This is a genomic window from Candidatus Aegiribacteria sp., from assembly GCA_021108005.1.
In the GTDB taxonomy this organism is placed as follows: domain Bacteria; phylum Fermentibacterota; class Fermentibacteria; order Fermentibacterales; family JCC-6; genus Aegiribacteria.
The window spans coordinates 1-15,829 of sequence record JAIORS010000011.1 but is presented as its reverse complement, the minus strand read 5'-3'; the positions used below and the strand labels follow the sequence as shown (position 1 = coordinate 15,829).

The 15,829-nt window shown below is 46.9% G+C and carries 11 protein-coding genes and 1 pseudogene; 7 read left to right on the top strand and 5 right to left on the bottom strand.

Features of this window, described 5'->3' with window-relative positions:
• Nucleotides 1-4: 4 nt before the first annotated feature.
• Both K8S15_00575 and K8S15_00570 read right to left on the bottom strand, forming a co-directional pair.
• A pseudogene (locus tag K8S15_00575) lies at nucleotides 5-1,874 on the bottom strand (potassium transporter TrkA).
• A gap of 53 nt (nucleotides 1,875-1,927) precedes the next feature.
• Nucleotides 1,928-2,605, bottom strand: a complete 678-nt coding sequence (locus K8S15_00570) for a right-handed parallel beta-helix repeat-containing protein (protein MCD4774525.1) — start codon at nucleotides 2,603-2,605, stop codon at nucleotides 1,928-1,930.
• 156 nt (nucleotides 2,606-2,761) lie between these two features.
• Here K8S15_00570 and K8S15_00565 point away from each other — a divergent pair, with 156 nt between their 5' ends.
• From K8S15_00565 to K8S15_00555, 3 genes are read left to right on the top strand one after another with little or no spacing between them, the layout of a single operon-like run.
• On the top strand, nucleotides 2,762-3,943 hold the full coding sequence (locus K8S15_00565; protein MCD4774524.1) for a cysteine desulfurase: 1,182 nt from the start codon (nucleotides 2,762-2,764) through the stop codon (nucleotides 3,941-3,943).
• Entirely contained in the window at nucleotides 3,940-4,581 is a 642-nt protein-coding gene (locus tag K8S15_00560; protein ID MCD4774523.1) for an iron-sulfur cluster assembly scaffold protein, read from the top strand. Before K8S15_00565 ends, K8S15_00560 begins: the two co-directional genes overlap by 4 nt.
• Nucleotides 4,550-4,927: a VOC family protein gene (locus K8S15_00555; GenBank protein MCD4774522.1), complete on the top strand. Its 378-nt coding sequence runs from the start codon at nucleotides 4,550-4,552 to the stop codon at nucleotides 4,925-4,927. Before K8S15_00560 ends, K8S15_00555 begins: the two co-directional genes overlap by 32 nt.
• On the opposite strand, the gene K8S15_00550 is transcribed toward K8S15_00555, so the two are convergent.
• The 3 genes from K8S15_00550 to K8S15_00540 form a co-directional block, all read right to left on the bottom strand.
• Entirely contained in the window at nucleotides 4,910-6,259 is a 1,350-nt protein-coding gene (locus K8S15_00550; GenBank protein MCD4774521.1) for a C1 family peptidase, read from the bottom strand. The two genes, K8S15_00555 and K8S15_00550, sit on opposite strands and share 18 nt — an antisense overlap.
• A 119-nt stretch (nucleotides 6,260-6,378) precedes the next feature.
• Nucleotides 6,379-7,869 carry a hypothetical protein gene (locus tag K8S15_00545; protein ID MCD4774520.1) on the bottom strand — a complete coding sequence of 497 codons (1,491 nt, stop codon included), beginning with the start codon at nucleotides 7,867-7,869 and terminating at the stop codon, nucleotides 6,379-6,381.
• Between the two features lie 104 nt (nucleotides 7,870-7,973).
• Nucleotides 7,974-9,545 (bottom strand): hypothetical protein, encoded by a 1,572-nt coding sequence (locus K8S15_00540; protein MCD4774519.1) that lies wholly within the window; start codon nucleotides 9,543-9,545, stop codon nucleotides 7,974-7,976.
• A gap of 187 nt (nucleotides 9,546-9,732) precedes the next feature.
• On the opposite strand from K8S15_00540, the gene K8S15_00535 reads away from it, so the two are divergent.
• From K8S15_00535 to K8S15_00520, 4 genes are all read left to right on the top strand, one after another.
• Nucleotides 9,733-12,150 (top strand): T9SS type A sorting domain-containing protein, encoded by a 2,418-nt coding sequence (locus K8S15_00535; GenBank protein MCD4774518.1) that lies wholly within the window; start codon nucleotides 9,733-9,735, stop codon nucleotides 12,148-12,150.
• A gap of 379 nt (nucleotides 12,151-12,529) precedes the next feature.
• Nucleotides 12,530-13,393 carry an ABC transporter ATP-binding protein gene (locus K8S15_00530; protein ID MCD4774517.1) on the top strand — a complete coding sequence of 288 codons (864 nt, stop codon included), beginning with the start codon at nucleotides 12,530-12,532 and terminating at the stop codon, nucleotides 13,391-13,393.
• Nucleotides 13,390-14,523, top strand: coding sequence for an ABC transporter permease (locus K8S15_00525; GenBank protein MCD4774516.1), 1,134 nt, complete (start codon nucleotides 13,390-13,392; stop codon nucleotides 14,521-14,523). The genes K8S15_00530 and K8S15_00525 overlap by 4 nt, the downstream gene beginning before the upstream one ends.
• Complete coding sequence (locus K8S15_00520) at nucleotides 14,520-15,584, top strand: ABC transporter permease (protein ID MCD4774515.1); 1,065 nt, start codon at nucleotides 14,520-14,522, stop codon at nucleotides 15,582-15,584. The genes K8S15_00525 and K8S15_00520 overlap by 4 nt, the downstream gene beginning before the upstream one ends.
• Nucleotides 15,585-15,829: the final 245 nt, after the last annotated feature.

The following is a 15,829-nucleotide window of genomic DNA, read 5'->3' as shown; positions in this document are numbered from 1 at the left end:
GCCATCAGTCCTCGGCCAGCACGATAACAGTATCTTTTTTACCAAAGGTTACCGTTTCATGCTTATCAGGATTCACTACTACTCCATAAAACCTGTCGGCATCATCCTTCAGATGGAATAGTCTGTACCCTATTGCAACCTCACCTCTTGAAGCGGCACTTTCAGTGACAGTGTAAAAGTTCACAGGAACATCTGTATGTACGTACCTCTGGACAGGTTTTAGGTATATTTCCGATCCATCCGGATCGAAAAGATCCCAGAAGACTCCGCCGAGATGCCTGTTCTCCGATATCTGCGCCAACAAAAGGCTCAGCATCTGGTCGCTCACGATGAAATCGTCGGCCCCGGTCACTTCGGCCAGATTTCTGTTACGTATATCCTTCATCTCGCTCACAAGAGAGTAGCTGCCTCCCAGCTTTTCCGTAATATCCCTTATATGCAGAAGAGTCATCAGAGTTGCTGAGTCCGCCTCCTGGGCGTCCAGCAGATCAGTGTAGCAGAGTATGATGATGTGATCGTAACTCTCGATTTCCAGGTTCTCGAGAACCCTTCTGTCGGTTGTCACCGCTCTTGAGAATTCAAGATCAAGATTGGAAAGATCAAAAATCTCGTTATGAAAATCACTGATGGATTCATTTACAACAACTTTCATGAATGAACCTGGCTGGAGATAATTGTCAAGTTCCCTGATTATTATCGGAGCCCTCCAGTTCCAGCCCAGCATGATGATTCTGGTGGGGGATGCGATTTCCCTGAAATCGCTTCGAATGGCTTCCCTGTCAATTTCCAGGTCGTTCCTTCCAGACAGAATAACGGTGTCGTCATCCTCAGAGATGGCGATAACACTGTCGTCTTCATTAATAGGAATATCCATCGGAGGGTTAAGAACAGGCTGCCCGTTCGCCGGTTTGATTCCGATCAGGCTGCTCGTTTCGTACATGAGGATGGCTTCTCTGAATGTTTTACCGAACAGCTCAGATTCTCTGTGGAAATATATCTCATCTCCGCCGTAATCGAGAAGCTCCTGGTAAACAACGGAAAGCCCTGACTGCAGACATGTCTGAGCGGTCATCCTTGCCACGATATCCCCGGCCAGCACGATCTCCGCCTTGTCCCTGCCCACTATCCGTGCCACTTCCACGTTCTCAGGGTTACGGATAAGGGCAATAATATTGAGGTCCACCGATTTAAGCCCTGGATTATTGATAATGGCCAGCATCATTTTTATAACTTCAGGATCAGGATTATCGCTTACCGGTGATAGAATTATTATGGACTTCGAAGTACCAAGACTCATGATCTCCATTTCCTGTCCTGCATACTACTCTGGTGTTTTTCGTGGAAGATATTTTGCTTCTTATCTCGTCCTCCATCTCAACTTTATCCAGATCAGCCATAATTGCTATGCATGGACTTTTCTGATTCTCATTAGCAATGGTCAGCTCAGAGATGATCGTAAAAACCTGTTCCGACCATCCCAGAACCACTGTATGCCCCTGTTCAACCACCCTGGACCTGCCCTTGCGCAATAACTCAAGCCTGGCGTCAAGGCTTGTGGTGACAATGCCGATAAGCGTGCTTATTATGAAAATGCCGCCCAGTGTAACGCACAGCATTGCCAGAAGGAAAAGAGCGCCTCCTTCATCTCCTCCCATAGTTCCAGGATCAAGTGTCCTCATAAGACTGATCCATGTCATCTCGATAAAGCCCTCGTCGCCGGGAGCTGTTTTTGTAACGAGAACGACAATCGAAAAGACGAGAATCAAAGCTATGGAAATCACTCCAAGCCAGATAATAAGTCCTGATGTTCCCTTCGACATCATACTGTCAAAGGCGTAACTCAGCTTATCTCTGAAACTGAATTTATGCTGCATAATCTCTCCCGTTCATACTTTCCTCACCTCAAAAGATCACTCCTCAACAAGAACTAATCTCGAAGGCCGGGAATCTCATAATCACAGAAATAAGTGTTGTTATCATGAATGAAGTTGTTGCTCATCCGAAGATTGACCAGCTCATGCCTAGTGCTGGAATAAAAAAGCCGGCCGTTGTTCCTGATAACACAATGATCAATCTCCAGATCGTTGAATGAGATAAAATAAAAGGCGGTGAAACTATTGTCTTCGATCAGACAGTGCCGGATCTCAGTATTCTCGGACCCACTTATCAAGATACCATTAGCTCCGCAACCGCTTAGCGTACAATTGTCTATAGTAATATTCGAGCAGTTATAGATGCTGATAACCCCCCCATGACAGTCGTATTCTTCCAGGGGATCAACATGCCGGAAGAAACCGCCCTGTATCCGGACGTTACTGCAGTTATTCAATTCAAGTACATTATTGTAAATATCGTCCAGAAGCACCTGAGTGCCTGGTTCGAATCTTATGCATACATCGTTCAATCCCACCAGACTCAACGTAGAAGAAGTGATATAGGTGTCATACGGAATATCGATAATATCTCCGAAGTCAGAATCCATAATAATACCCAGGAGAAAATCATCCGCCCTTTTACCGGTTCGCTGCGTCTCATCAGCGTGGAGCGTTACGAAGGGTACCATTACAACAGCTGCTATGACAAACACAAACTTCATCTGTTTCATGCAGTCGCATCCTTTCGGTAAAGATATTATCACATTTAACAAAACGGAACATTCTGTCCATCATAATAAGATTGCATTCAGAAATCCGCAAGTGCATAATGTGGTATATTAGTTACGGAACAGCGAAGTGCGGTTCTGTAATCACAGGGGGGCAGCATGCACAGGATATACTTTGATCACAACGCCACAACACCTCTTCACCCGGAGGTAAAGTCTGCGATAATAGAATCTCTCGATGTGTTCGGAAATCCTTCCAGTCTTCACGAAGACGGCCGACAGGCCAGAATTCTGATCGAAACCGCAAGAGAAAAGGTCGCCGGTCTTATTAACGCGGACCCGGAAGAAATCCTTTTCGTGGGAAGCGGTTCCGAGGCGAATAATACCGTTCTTTCTCTTGTAAGCTGCAGCGGAGCCCGTTGCGGTATTCATCCCCCCGCTGACAGTAACCTGGTTACTTCAACAATCGAGCACCCCTGTATCCTTGAAACATCGAAATGTCTTGAGAACAGGGGAACCCGGGTCAGGCGTGTCGATGTTGACAGCAGATCCCTTGTGAAAATGGAAGAGCTGGAGCAGGCAGTTACAGAGAATACGTCACTTGTCTCAATTATGATGGTCAACAACGAAACCGGTTCGGTTCAAAATGTCGAAAAAGCAATCGAAATCGCTCACGGTTCAGGCGCCCTCTTCCACACAGACGCAGTACAGGCGGTGGGTAAACTGCCGGTCGATGTCAGGAAACTGGATGTTGATTTTTTAACCATCTCAGCACATAAGATATACGGTCCGAAAGGTGTTGGCGCTCTGTATGTAAAGAAAGGTACACCCTTCTGTCCCCTGATAAGAGGTGGTCACCAGGAGATGGGCCGCAGGGCCGGAACGGAAAACACTCTCGGTATAGTAGGCCTTGGCAAAGCGGCTGAGCTCCGCGGCAGGGAGATGGAAGCCGAGGGGCAGCGGCTCTCGGAACTCAACAGAATGCTGAGGGATGGAATAGAAAGCCGGATCGATAACATCCATTTCAACAGTGACCCGGAGTACTGTCTTCATTCAACCCTGAATGTGTCCTTTGAAGGGATTGAGGGTGAAGCACTCCTTCTTTACCTGGATATGGAGGGAGTTGAGGTTTCAACCGGTTCGGCTTGTGCCTCTGGATCCCTTGATCCATCCCACGTTCTATTGGAGATGAACCTTCCGATTGAATTCACCCACGGTTCTCTCCGTATGAGCATGGGAAGGTCAACAACCAGAGAAGAGGTTGAATATGTACTGGATGTTCTCCCGGGAATCGTAACAAAACTGCGCAGAATGTCCACAGTCTACGGAGGTGAACGATGAGTTCCTGGCTTTACTCGGATAAGGTCAAAGAACACTTCATGAATCCGAGAAATGTAATGTTGGATGATGAAGAATTTGCATACGACGCCAGCGGCAAAACAGGCAATATCAAGTGCGGTGATGAGATGATCTTCTACCTTAAAATAAACCCGGAGACTCTGACAATCACAGACTGCAGGTGGAAAACCTTCGGCTGCGCAAGTGCTATAGCCAGCACATCTGTACTGTCCGAGATGATAAAGGGCATGAGCCTTGATGAAGCCTACAATATTTCAAACGTGGATATAATGAAGGAGCTGGGCGGGCTTCCGGACAACAAGGTTCATTGCTCGGTACTTGGAGACAAGGCTTTGCAGGAAGCCATCGACAACTATTACCGCGAGAGCGGCATGGATGACAAGGTTCACGATACAGAATCACGAATAGTATGCGAATGTCTCAATGTTTCAGAGGAGGAGATAGAACACGCTGTTCTGGAGGGAGTCCGTAACTACTATCAGCTTCAGGAAATGACCAAGGTTGGCACATCCTGCGGTAAATGTGAGGAGGACGCAAGGGAACGCCTGGCATTCTACCTTGATAAACACTTCGGAATAAGGGGGTTAAATGCTGAAGCATATAGCGATAACCGTAAATGATAAAAACGATATTAACGCATTCTACAAAGATCTTCTGGGATTCAGTGAGTCTCGCAGGTTCACGCTGCCTGAAGAGCTTTCAGATGAATTGTTCGGAATAAAGGAATCAGCCGAGGTTGTTATGCTTCATTCGGACGATATCTATCTGGAAGTATTCCTCTCAGACAGAAAGATCGAATCGGTCTACAACCATGTCTGCATCGGGGTACGGAACCGGGAGGACATTATAGAAAGGGCTCAATCCTCTGGTTACACCGTAACCCGCGCAGGGAGAACCTCAAAGCCGGATCTGATTTTCCTGAGGGACAGCTCGGGAAACAGCTTCGAATTAGTGGACAGCGAGTGAACCCATAGGATCCCAGGGCTTCAGTTCTATCGGCTCGGTTTCCAGAGCTTTCTTCAACTCGTCCGAAAGATATTTTTTGTCAATAACAACCTCGTAAGTGTACTCCTCAAACCATCTGTCGCTCATAACGAAGTATCCTTTATCACCGAACTTGTCGCTCCAGCTGTTCTCCACTTTCCACCTGTCCGGGGTACCGTCATCCCTGATGTTGACCCCGGTAAAAACCATCGCGTGTGTCATTACGCTTTCACCGTAATCCAGCCTTCCGGCTTTATCCAGATTGAACCCGGTCTTCAGCACGCCGTCGTAGTCGTATAGGTTCACATCCAGAATCCCCTTATCCTTGAACAAGCATTTGCCCACGTCACATCCGAACCAGACCGGAGTCCCTTCCTTAAGTTGCCTGAGAGCCAGGTTCTTCAGTACCGATATTTCGACGTTAAGATAAGTAACCCGGTTGCCACCTTCTATATTTCCCAGGTACTGAACGGTATAGATGCGGTTAAAAGGTTTATCCGAGGTAGGCGAATTGATAATACTTACATACTTCTTAAGATCCACATTTACATATTTCCTGAAAAATTCCTTCGCCGAAATATCCGCGTCCCTGTGAAATTCCCTGTTCTTGTTCGTATACTCGAATGTGAATTCACCGGGGGGAACGCCAAGGAACATCGTACACAACCTGTAGAACTCGATAATCTTCTTCTTCTTTAAAGCCCTCAGCTCGGTGATACCGGCTCCATTACGATGCATTTTTCTCAGGATGGAAGCGCACTCTCTCAGCTTAAGTGTAAGAATACTGTTCATCCGCACCGAATTGCTGCTATGAAAGGTTTCCGGCATGACCGATTTGGGAACAACCCCGTATTTCTCGACGATGCTTGTGAACATGTCCCACTGTCCAGCATCGTTAATGGGAGAGCTCAGAAGCCACATGACTATTCTTGAATCTGTTTCCTCCCCCAGTGTCTCAAGGATATTCTCAAGGAAGTAATTCGCCTTTTCCACCTTATCGAAGAACATCAGGTAGGTCTGTGACAGCTCGAAATCCTCAAGGTTGAGATTTTCGATAATACTGTGCCTCATGGTATTGAGTCCTGCGAACAGCCAGCACCTGCCGCTCTTTTCCTGTGAGGTTATCTTCCCGGTTTTCAGGTCGATGGAAAAATTGGGCTGCATGTCTATCAACGAACCATGGTTCAGGGCAGTCTTGGCAAATCCCACGTTAAGGATGCTGTTCCTCGGCGGCTCGTCATCTTTTCTTTTCAGAGCCTCCGATTTCATTTCGCAGTAGAAATCATCAGTAATCCGCATCCTTTTTTCTTCCATCTTTATCTCCTTTAATTAGGGACGGAGGGATTTTATTTAGAAAAGACAAATAATAAGAGTGTTACGTCTGTTTCAAAACAGATTACTCACATATATCAAATTGAATCCCTCCGTCCTTTTTATCCCTGTATAAGTTCCTCGGGAAAACCTACATGACGCAACAGACGAAGAGCATTACTCCTTTCTACAATACCTTCCTTCAGCTCGTAATCGAATTCAACCGAATTGTTACGGATTTCCTCGGTAAAATGGTAATTGTCGAAAAGTTTCGAAAGATTCCTCGCGGTATCCTGTTCATGGGTAGTTACAATCACTAAGGAATTGCTTTTTGACAGATCTGTGAGAATCGCAATCGCTGCGCTGTTACGGTCCCTACTGTTCGTTCCGGAGAGAATTTCATCCACAAGCAGCAACCAACGGTACTCCGATGATTTTCCTGAACTCCACAGAGCGTGCAGTCTTTGAGCTTCGGCGTAGTAATGGCTCTGGCTCTGCTCAAGATTGTCCACTGTCTGCAGCGAAGTAGCAATTCGAAGGAAGGGTATTCTGAAATTTTCAGCGAAAGCAATTCCCAGGGTTGTTGCAGTTACATGACTTATTCCCAGTGTCCGGAGGAAGGTAGATTTGCCGGCCATGTTAGCGCCGGTAAGAATAACGCCTCTTTTAAAAGAAGCTGAATTACTCAAGCAATCGGGTACAAGAGGATGAAAAAGCTGTTTGAACTCGACTTCATTTTTCTCCTGATTGAACACCGGGCTGCATGTCCTTGTATCACTGTTAATGAAATCATGAACGCAGAGAGATGCATCAGCTCTTCCGATAATCTCAAATATGCGTTTCAGTTCAGGTTGCAGTTTGTGAATCCGATGGTACAATGTTGTGTAAGCGGCCAGTTCTGCCAGAAGGAATATGCGAAAGTACTCCAGGATAGAATCGAAGATGTCCATTGAAACTCTGTTTGGATTGATGAAAAGAAACGTATACTTGCCAAGTTTTCTGGTTTCATCACACAATTCAGTAAGTTCACCAGCCTCCTGATTAAGCCCTGCAGGCAGTTTTTTTCGGAGCTTTCTACCGCAGGTGAGAAGCCTTGTCAGGTAAGATATGGAATAGTAGTACTGCGCAATTCTATTGTGCCATTTGAAATGGATTATCGTATTTACTGACGCGATCGGAATGACACAGAACAGCAGCAACGAAGTCCCGAAGAAGAAGGGGCTAGAGAAGGCGAATATCGATAGGAGCAGCCAGATGTAAAGCAGGTATTTGTACTTTCGTGGAAACACCGGTACAGGATCCCATATCTCGTCAACGACACTTCCCCGGTGCTGCGGACCGCACTTTTTGAATACCTTCCGTGATCCATCTATTCCATTGTAATCCTGCCAGGATTCTATCCAGCGGGTTCTTCCCCTCAGCGTTTCTTCAGTAAGACACTGACACCTGAGCCAGGCGTAAAGAACCGATTCCCCGGGCAATGTTCTCGTTGAATCAACAAGTTTGAATACCCTCTTCAGCTCAAGATCGCTGTCGGTCTTATCATCGATAAATCCGTCAGCATCTATGGAAATTCTATCCAGATATTCTGTGTGAACTTTCGTTTTTTTCAACCGGATAATTCCTTAATGCATGAATCGATTTTGATGTACAGTCGAAATCGAATATTGTCAAGAGTAAAGATTTGACCCCTTTTTTTTTCCCTCTTTTTTAAGTTCTAGTTTGAACGGCCTGCGGCTTCAAACAGAATGGTAAAGGTTCCCTCGCCGGATGAGTACTTCTCTACAATCAGGAAGCTTTCTCCCGCCTGATCTTCTGTTACTGTGAAATAAAGCAGGGAGTTGTTTCCATCACCACCGTCATCGTCGTACAAACTCTCTCCGTCGGGAAGAACAAGTGTTATGACAGGGTCCATCTCATCACTCTCAACGGATACCGAGTAGCTTGTGCCTGCCTGAAGGTTGAGCTGGTAAATGATACTTTCGGTTTCGTAAGGCGCGTATATCTCGGTGGATCTGCCGGCTCTGAGTGTACTTATACCCTCATCATGCTCGGACCATGAGAATGTTACCTCTCCTTCGCTTGTGCCGCTGTAGGGTGATATGAAAACTATATAATCACCGGGCATCAGTGGTTCCACTACCCGGGAATTCGATCCCAGGTCACCGTAATCATCATTTGAGGTCACGTACCGGATGCTGTCACCATCTATGCTGACTACTGTAAGGCATACATCCATTTCTCCCGAGGCGTTGATCTCGTAGACTGAAGTATTATCAACGGAAAATGTGAACGCCGCTACGGGAGTGAATGGAGTGAGAAATCCCGGAGATTCCCAGTTGTCTACCATATCCGGCCACCAGGCGATAGCATAATTTCTGTCATTTGTTATTTCACCTGTGTATTCCATGTCCTGCTGCTGAGCGGGGATATCTACTTTTTCCAGAGCTTCCTCATCGATTGATTCCAGCTCAAGAGTGAACCTTCCATGACTTCCTGCAGAATATGGCATCACAAGGGCTATGTAGTCTCCTGCATCAAGTTCCCTTACTATTCGGGAGTAAGAACCGCTGTAATCATCGTTGTATTCCACGAATGCGTAAGTTCCATCTTCAACAGTCATAAGAATCAGATAGGGGTCAAAATCATCGGATTCCAGCGATATTGAAATTAGTTCTTCGCTATCAATGGTAAAGGGAAAGAGCTCCGCCTGGGAGTAATTATTGACATAGACATCGTTTTCAAGTGCTTCTCTAAGGATATTGTACAGATAGGCATTGTAGCTGCCCTCTTCGATCCAGCCCCTTACCATTCCCCCTGAGAAATCTGTCGCGTTGATAAAGGTTTCAATATCCTCGGAAGTTCCTTCCTCAATGATAACATCGTAGAGCCCTCTGGTGTCATCGGGTGAGAATATCAGGAGTTTTCCGCCTGACGGGGCACCATCAAGAACAACCCTCGCGCTGGTCGACTCTTTCCAGTTATCGTTGAAAGCTATAAGGTTGCCTTCTCCGTCGATTACCGCGGCAACAGGATTGAAATCGTGGCTTCTCACGTCAATAACCATTATGCCGCTCCCGGATATATCATGCACGGATGTATAGGTATCCGGCTGAACAGGACGGCCCCTGGCTAAAAGATTACTGCTGGCCTGCGGCCAGGCATCTGTCAGTGTATGTGTCTTCTCGGGCAATGAGCTTCTTATCACATTGCCGGGGGTGGCCATTTCGTTGGAGCAGCCTGCGGTCAGAAGTGACAGCGCGATAACAAAGGTAAGCAAAGATTTCATGATATCTCCCCATTCTGTTAAATTCCCATGACTGTTAAGATAATACCAATCGAGCAGAGGTACTATTCCATACTGAGAAACCTGCTTTTCGGACTTGACTATTTGTCGTCACTAAAATAGTTTATATAATGGTATTTTTGAATTATTTGCATTAAGTAAACTAATCACCCGAAATATGAGGAGTACTATGAAAACGATCGCTGTCTTGCTGGTGCTGGTTTCCATGGTCGCGGCTGACTGGATTAACTTCGGCATATCCGACCTTGATCACGCCAATCTGGAAGTGGTGGAATGTACCGCCTCCGGTTTTGTAGTGGATATCACTCTGCCTGGTTTCCAGAACAACCCGGTTACCGGGAACGGAATGACATTCAATTCCATAAGCGTACCGGCCCTTACACCCTACGCAGACGCGGAGGGAGCGCCGATGCTTCCAAAGGCATCCTTCATGGCTGCCATACCTGACAACCCCAACGTATCCATCAGCGTAGAGGTGCTTGAGGAGCCGGTTGTAATCATGAACATTACTCCTTCTCCCATGCAGCCCATTCCTGTGGATAATTCCTACGAGCAGGTCCCCTTCACATACCTGCCGGAAGCTTACAGCCATGGCGCATACCCCTCGCAGGAAGCCGTGTTCGAGGATTCCGGAACCCTTCGCGGAGTGAATATGGGCAGGTTCAATATCATTCCCTTCCATTGGGATGCTGAAACAGGGCTCCTGACGGTAACCCCTAAACTTCGCGTTACTGTTGATCTTGGCGGCACCGTTCATGTCGACCCGAGGCTTCAGAGCAGATTCTTTATAAATACGTACAGAACCCTAATCAATTCGGAAATCCTAGGTGAACCTCAAAAAACCATCAACTCCGAAAACTGTGTACCGGTGAAGGCCTATAACATGGATCAGGCAAGAGATATCACCGCAGCCGATTTGCTGATAATCGCGGGAGATGATTTTGTTGATACCATGATGGACGTTTTCATCGATGCTAAAATGGATCAGGGCTACCTTACCGCCATAGTGGCCATGGGCTCTTCAACCCAGACCGAAATCAAGGATTACATACAGAATGCCTACGATACATGGGTTATACCTCCAAGTTTCATTCTTTTCGTCGGAGATCAGGGAGATCTTTCAAGCTACAGCTCTCCCACAGGTATATACAGTGACAACCGCTACTGCTGTATGGACGGTGCAAGCGATTTCAGGGCTGATATCTACAACGCCAGGTTCGTAACTCCCACAAGTCATTATCCAATAGTGGAGGCGAAAATCCTCAAATGGCAATTCGACCCACTGATGGACGCGGGTTTCTGGGGGAATGTTCTCTGCGCGGGATATTTCCAGGCAACAAGCAGTTCCAGCACAATCGCTACACGCTGGTTCTGTTTCACCTGCGAGACAGTCCGCGACACCTACATGAATATCTACGGAAAAACGGTTCAGCGCGAATACAACAAGAATACTTCCGCCTCACCACCTTACTACTACAGAAACGATCTTCCCAGCGCAGGGCAGCAGGTTCCTTCAGATATCACCTGGGATGGTGACGCGGCAGGCATTCTGTCAAGTATTAACTCCGGAGTTTTCCTTGTTCAGCACAGAGACCACGGGGGCGTTACCGGATGGAGTCATCCAGCATTCTATACATCCGATCTCTCAGGTTTAACAAACGGCGACAAAACTCCCATGGTTATGAGCGTCAATTGCCTGACCGGTCAGTTCTCCGGCGACTGTTTCGCTGAGAATTTCTTCCGGATGGACGGAGGGGCTGTAGGCGTACTGGCTGCTACCTCCACAAGTTACAGTTACTGGAACGATTACATCTGCTACGGTCTATACAAATCCTTTAACGATGAGTATACAAGTCCTCCCTCATTGTACACTGATCCCACGGGAAATTACCTCACCGGCCAGGCATTGATGTGTTCGAAGTTGGAAATGCAAGCTTCCGCTCCCATGTGTCCGTACCCTACCGACCGCACCGAGATCGAATGGGACCTCTTCCATTGGTTCGGCGACCCAACAATGGATATGAGGACAGCAGTGCCACATTACCTTACAGTGAGTGCTCCCACCAGCCTGCCAAGTGGTTCCACACAGGCCACCTTCTCGGTAAGCGAACCGGACGGTATAGTCGATAACGCTCTTGTATGCATTTCACACGATAGTCTCTGGGTAAGCGGCGTCACCGATGCCTCAGGCAGCGTTACCCTTACTTTCGACGCTATCGGTCTTCTCAGCGACATCCAGTGGATGGTTACCTCTCATAACGCTCTTCCTGCAGAAGGTGTTATTAACGGAGTGGGAATCGGGGACAGCCCCGAGGGATTCGTAACAACCCATGTAGGATTACCTCATCCAAATCCCACAAGTGGACATGTAATCTTCCCGGTTACACTTTCGAGCGGCGGCAATTTCGAGATAACCGTTTACGATACCGCCGGCAGGGCGATAGAGACGGTGCATTCGGGTGAACTTGCTGCTGGCGAACACTCTCTGATATGGGATACCCATACTGTGCCGCAGGGTCTTTACATGATACGATCCATCGACCCCACAGGTTCTGTTACTACAAACAGACTAGTCGTATGTAGATAATCACCAATTATCTTAATGAAAGGCGGAGCTTCGGCTCCGCCTGATCTTCGACTTTTTTTGTCCGCCGGTTCAATCAATACGCTAAAGTAAACGTAGTCAATGCGTTTATGATAATTTTGCGACGAAGAAAACCCCGCGGCAAATAATCCTGACTGATTGTGCACTAACCGCCAATTCTTTACCATAGTCAACCTTGAGAACCGCAGCTTAAAACAGTAGAACAAATAAGATAGAATTCAAAGCTTCTTGTCTGTCAAATCGTTTTAGATATGTTTAGTTGAGTTTGTTCACGATGGAGGTGAGAATTGAAAAAAGCGCGTAAGTCAGGTACAGCGCTGAAAGTACGGAGCGGGTCAAAGGGAAGCTTCTCTTCGGGAAAATCATGAATCCCGCAATAATCGTTGAAAATCTCAGTTTTTCCTACGGTCAGCTTAAAGCCGTCCAGAATATCAGTTTTCATCTGAATCCAGGTGAAATCCTGGGTTTTCTGGGCCCTAACGGAGCAGGAAAATCCACGACTATTAAAATGCTAACCGGTCAACTTACTCCGGATACAGGCTCAATTCGAATACTGGGCGTCGAAATGTCCCTGGATGATCCTTACCTGCAGGCCAGGATAGGAGTCTGCTTTGAGGAGAAGAACCTTTACATGAACATGACGGGAAGGGAAAATCTCAAGTTCTGGTCCAGGCTCTTCGGTCTAAAGGATTTCAACGCGGATGCCCTTCTCCGCAGCGTGGATCTTGCTCACAGAGCTGACGAAAGAGTAAGTACTTACTCCAAGGGCATGCGCCAGAGACTGATGATGGCCAGGGCTGTTTTAAACGGTCCGGATGCGCTGTTTCTGGATGAACCCACTGACGGACTTGATCCGGTTTCAAGCCGAACCATTCGCAATATTATCAGGGAACAGGCGAATCGGGGAGCGGCCGTTCTTCTCACAACACACGACATGTGGGAGGCTGATGACCTCTCAGACAGAGTAGCTTTCATGAACGAGGGAAAACTCTACGTAGTGGATACTCCCGACAGTCTGAAAATGAAATATGGAAGAAGAGCAGTGAAAGTCCGCCTAGGCCGAGACGATCAGGTGAGTGAGGAAACAATCGAGCTCGGAACTCCCGATGCAGGCGATAGAATCAGGGAACTGGTTAATTCCGATAACCTCATGACCATACATACTGAAGAGGCTACTCTGGAGGATATTTTCATAGAGATCACAGGCAGGGGATTGGACGTGTGACGAGCACATCATCAAGGCTGGCAATCGTAACGGCAATAATATTCAAGGATCTCAGGGAGTTTTGCCGAGACCGTCTCTGGATGATTCTAACACCGATTTCACTTGTTTTCATGATCGTTCTATTCCTTGTTCTCCCGGATACAGTGAACGAGACGATATCATTGGGGGTATTTCCCTCATATCTTGCCGAATCCTTTTCCTTGCTGCTTGACACTGAAGCAGGAGAATTCCAGGGACTTGAGATAATAGGCTTCGTTAACGAAGATCAGCTTGCTGATTCGGTTCATGGCGAGTCAGGAACAATAGCAATGGGTATTGCTCTACCTGCGGATTTCACTGAATCTCTTCTGTCAGGTTCCGGAGGAAGCGTTTCAGTATACGTATCTGAATCGGTTCCTATGGAAATACGACAGGCTCTTACAAGCGGCGTCCGGGAAATCGCATATGCCGCTCAGGCAGTGTTTACCGGAGAGAATCCTTTAAGTGCGCTGCCGGTAACCCTTCCCGACCTGCAGTCGAGGATTCTCGGTGAGGACATGGCAGGCAGACAGGTTCCCCTCCGCGACAGAATGAGACCGATACTGGTCATAATGATACTTCTTATTGAAGCCCTCGCGCTGGCAGGTCTCGTTTCAGTTGAAATTGAACATAGAACTGCGACCGCCTTGCTGGTAACTCCTGCAAGGATGGGTGATTTTCTGGCGGCCAAATGTCTTACCGGAGTGATTCTCGCAGTGAGTCAGGCATTTCTCTTTCTTCTGTTCACAGGAGGGTTCGTATTCGACTGGCTGATTGCATCGGTTCTGATTTTTCTCGGAGCTGGCATGGCTTCTGCAGTGGGCATGCTGTCTGGAACCAGCGGCAGGGATTTCATGAGTACGCTTTTCTACGGAATGATATTTGTAATTCCCCTTACGATTCCCGCTCTATTTACAATGTTTCCGGGTAAGCCATCACTTATAATAAGACTGCTTCCATCTTACGGTCTTGTAGAGGCTATGTCAGGTGTACTTGGAGAAGGCAAAAGCTGGAGTTTCGCGACACCACACATTATGACAACCTTTATATGGGATATTGTCTTTCTAGGCTCCGCCTTCTTTGTACTCAGGCGAAGGGTGGAATCACTATGAACTTACGTCGCGTAAGGAGTCTTATTTCAGGCGATCTCAGGCTTGGACTACGATCTCCGGTTATTCTATGGCTTCTGATAATGCCCTTTGCAATCACTTTCCTGCTGCAGGTTGTCTTTATCACCCTGTTCGATCCGGAACCACGTATATGCATCGAAGCCCCGGCGGATTCCGAAATTGCGATAGCTCTTGAAAAAGCGGAAGGTATCAGACTGTCCCGAGCTGGGAGCCCGGAAGAGCTGGTGGAGTCCATAGAAAACAACAACGCTGATCTTGGCCTGATTATTGAGAATGGTTTTGATGAGGCGGTAAGGAATGATCTGAAACCTGAACTGACTTTCTTTTTCTCGGGTGGAAGCCTGGCTTCGAACCGTATTGTCGCCGGCCTGCTGGTGATGGACATACTTCGTGAAATGGAAGGCCGGGAGAGTCCTCTGGAAGTTATTCTTCAGACGGGAGATGAAGATGAAGCGATACCAATCTCTCGCAAATTGATACCTGCAGTAGTCCTTATCGTTCTGTTAATCACGGGTATCTTCGTTCCAGCATTCATGATCGTTGACGAAAAAGAGCATGGCACCATGAAAGCCCTTCTGGTCACTCCTGTAAAAATGTCAGATATTCTATTTTCCAAAGCCGTACTTGGTTTTACAATGACAATAATTATGTGCTTCATCACCCTGGCTCTGAATGGAGCCCTTTCCGGTCAGCCACTGGCTCTGCTCGCCACAATTGTCGCCGGAACTGTAGTCTGTAACGCCATCGGGCTTATTTATGGCACGCTGGCTGGTGATGCGAAGACCTTATATACACTTGTAAAAAGCCTCAACATACTTCTTGCGGGGCCAATTCTGTTTTATCTTTTCACAGGTTTGCCGCAATGGATAGCGAAGATATTCCCGACTTACTGGTTCATCGACCCACTTTACAGAATAACGCTTGAGGGGGCTGATTTCTCAGATGTATATTTCAAACTTTCGATTGCCCTTGTAACAGGTATCCTGCTTGGTATACTTGTTGTCCCATTAAGCAGAAGAATGCAGAAAAAACTGGCTGAATAGTTACCTTTTATTTTCTTATCATTCATCGTCAGATATCCCCTGGAGGATAATCCTTGACCTAATAGGTAAACGCCTGTATACATCTTCTCAGACAGAAGTTTAAGAGATAATCCATTTTCACGACTCTAACCATATCATTATCAATAACATACAGCATTTCAATATGTAAGACCCTTTAAAATGTACACTTGGATTCAACTCGTAAGTGCAACAAAACTGGTTTGTACTGGTGGGTGAGCTGTTGT

Excerpts from the sequence above, each read along its gene's own strand:
- K8S15_00570 (MCD4774525.1), bottom strand. The coding sequence starts at position 2,605 with ATGAAACAGATGAAGTTTGTGTTTGTCATAGCAGCTGTTGTAATGGTA.
- K8S15_00565 (MCD4774524.1), top strand. The coding sequence starts at position 2,762 with ATGCACAGGATATACTTTGATCACAACGCCACAACACCTCTTCACCCG.
- K8S15_00560 (MCD4774523.1), top strand. The coding sequence starts at position 3,940 with ATGAGTTCCTGGCTTTACTCGGATAAGGTCAAAGAACACTTCATGAAT.
- K8S15_00555 (MCD4774522.1), top strand. The coding sequence starts at position 4,550 with ATGCTGAAGCATATAGCGATAACCGTAAATGATAAAAACGATATTAAC.
- K8S15_00550 (MCD4774521.1), bottom strand. The coding sequence starts at position 6,259 with ATGGAAGAAAAAAGGATGCGGATTACTGATGATTTCTACTGCGAAATG.
- K8S15_00540 (MCD4774519.1), bottom strand. The coding sequence starts at position 9,545 with ATGAAATCTTTGCTTACCTTTGTTATCGCGCTGTCACTTCTGACCGCA.
- K8S15_00535 (MCD4774518.1), top strand. The coding sequence starts at position 9,733 with ATGAAAACGATCGCTGTCTTGCTGGTGCTGGTTTCCATGGTCGCGGCT.
- K8S15_00520 (MCD4774515.1), top strand. The coding sequence starts at position 14,520 with ATGAACTTACGTCGCGTAAGGAGTCTTATTTCAGGCGATCTCAGGCTT.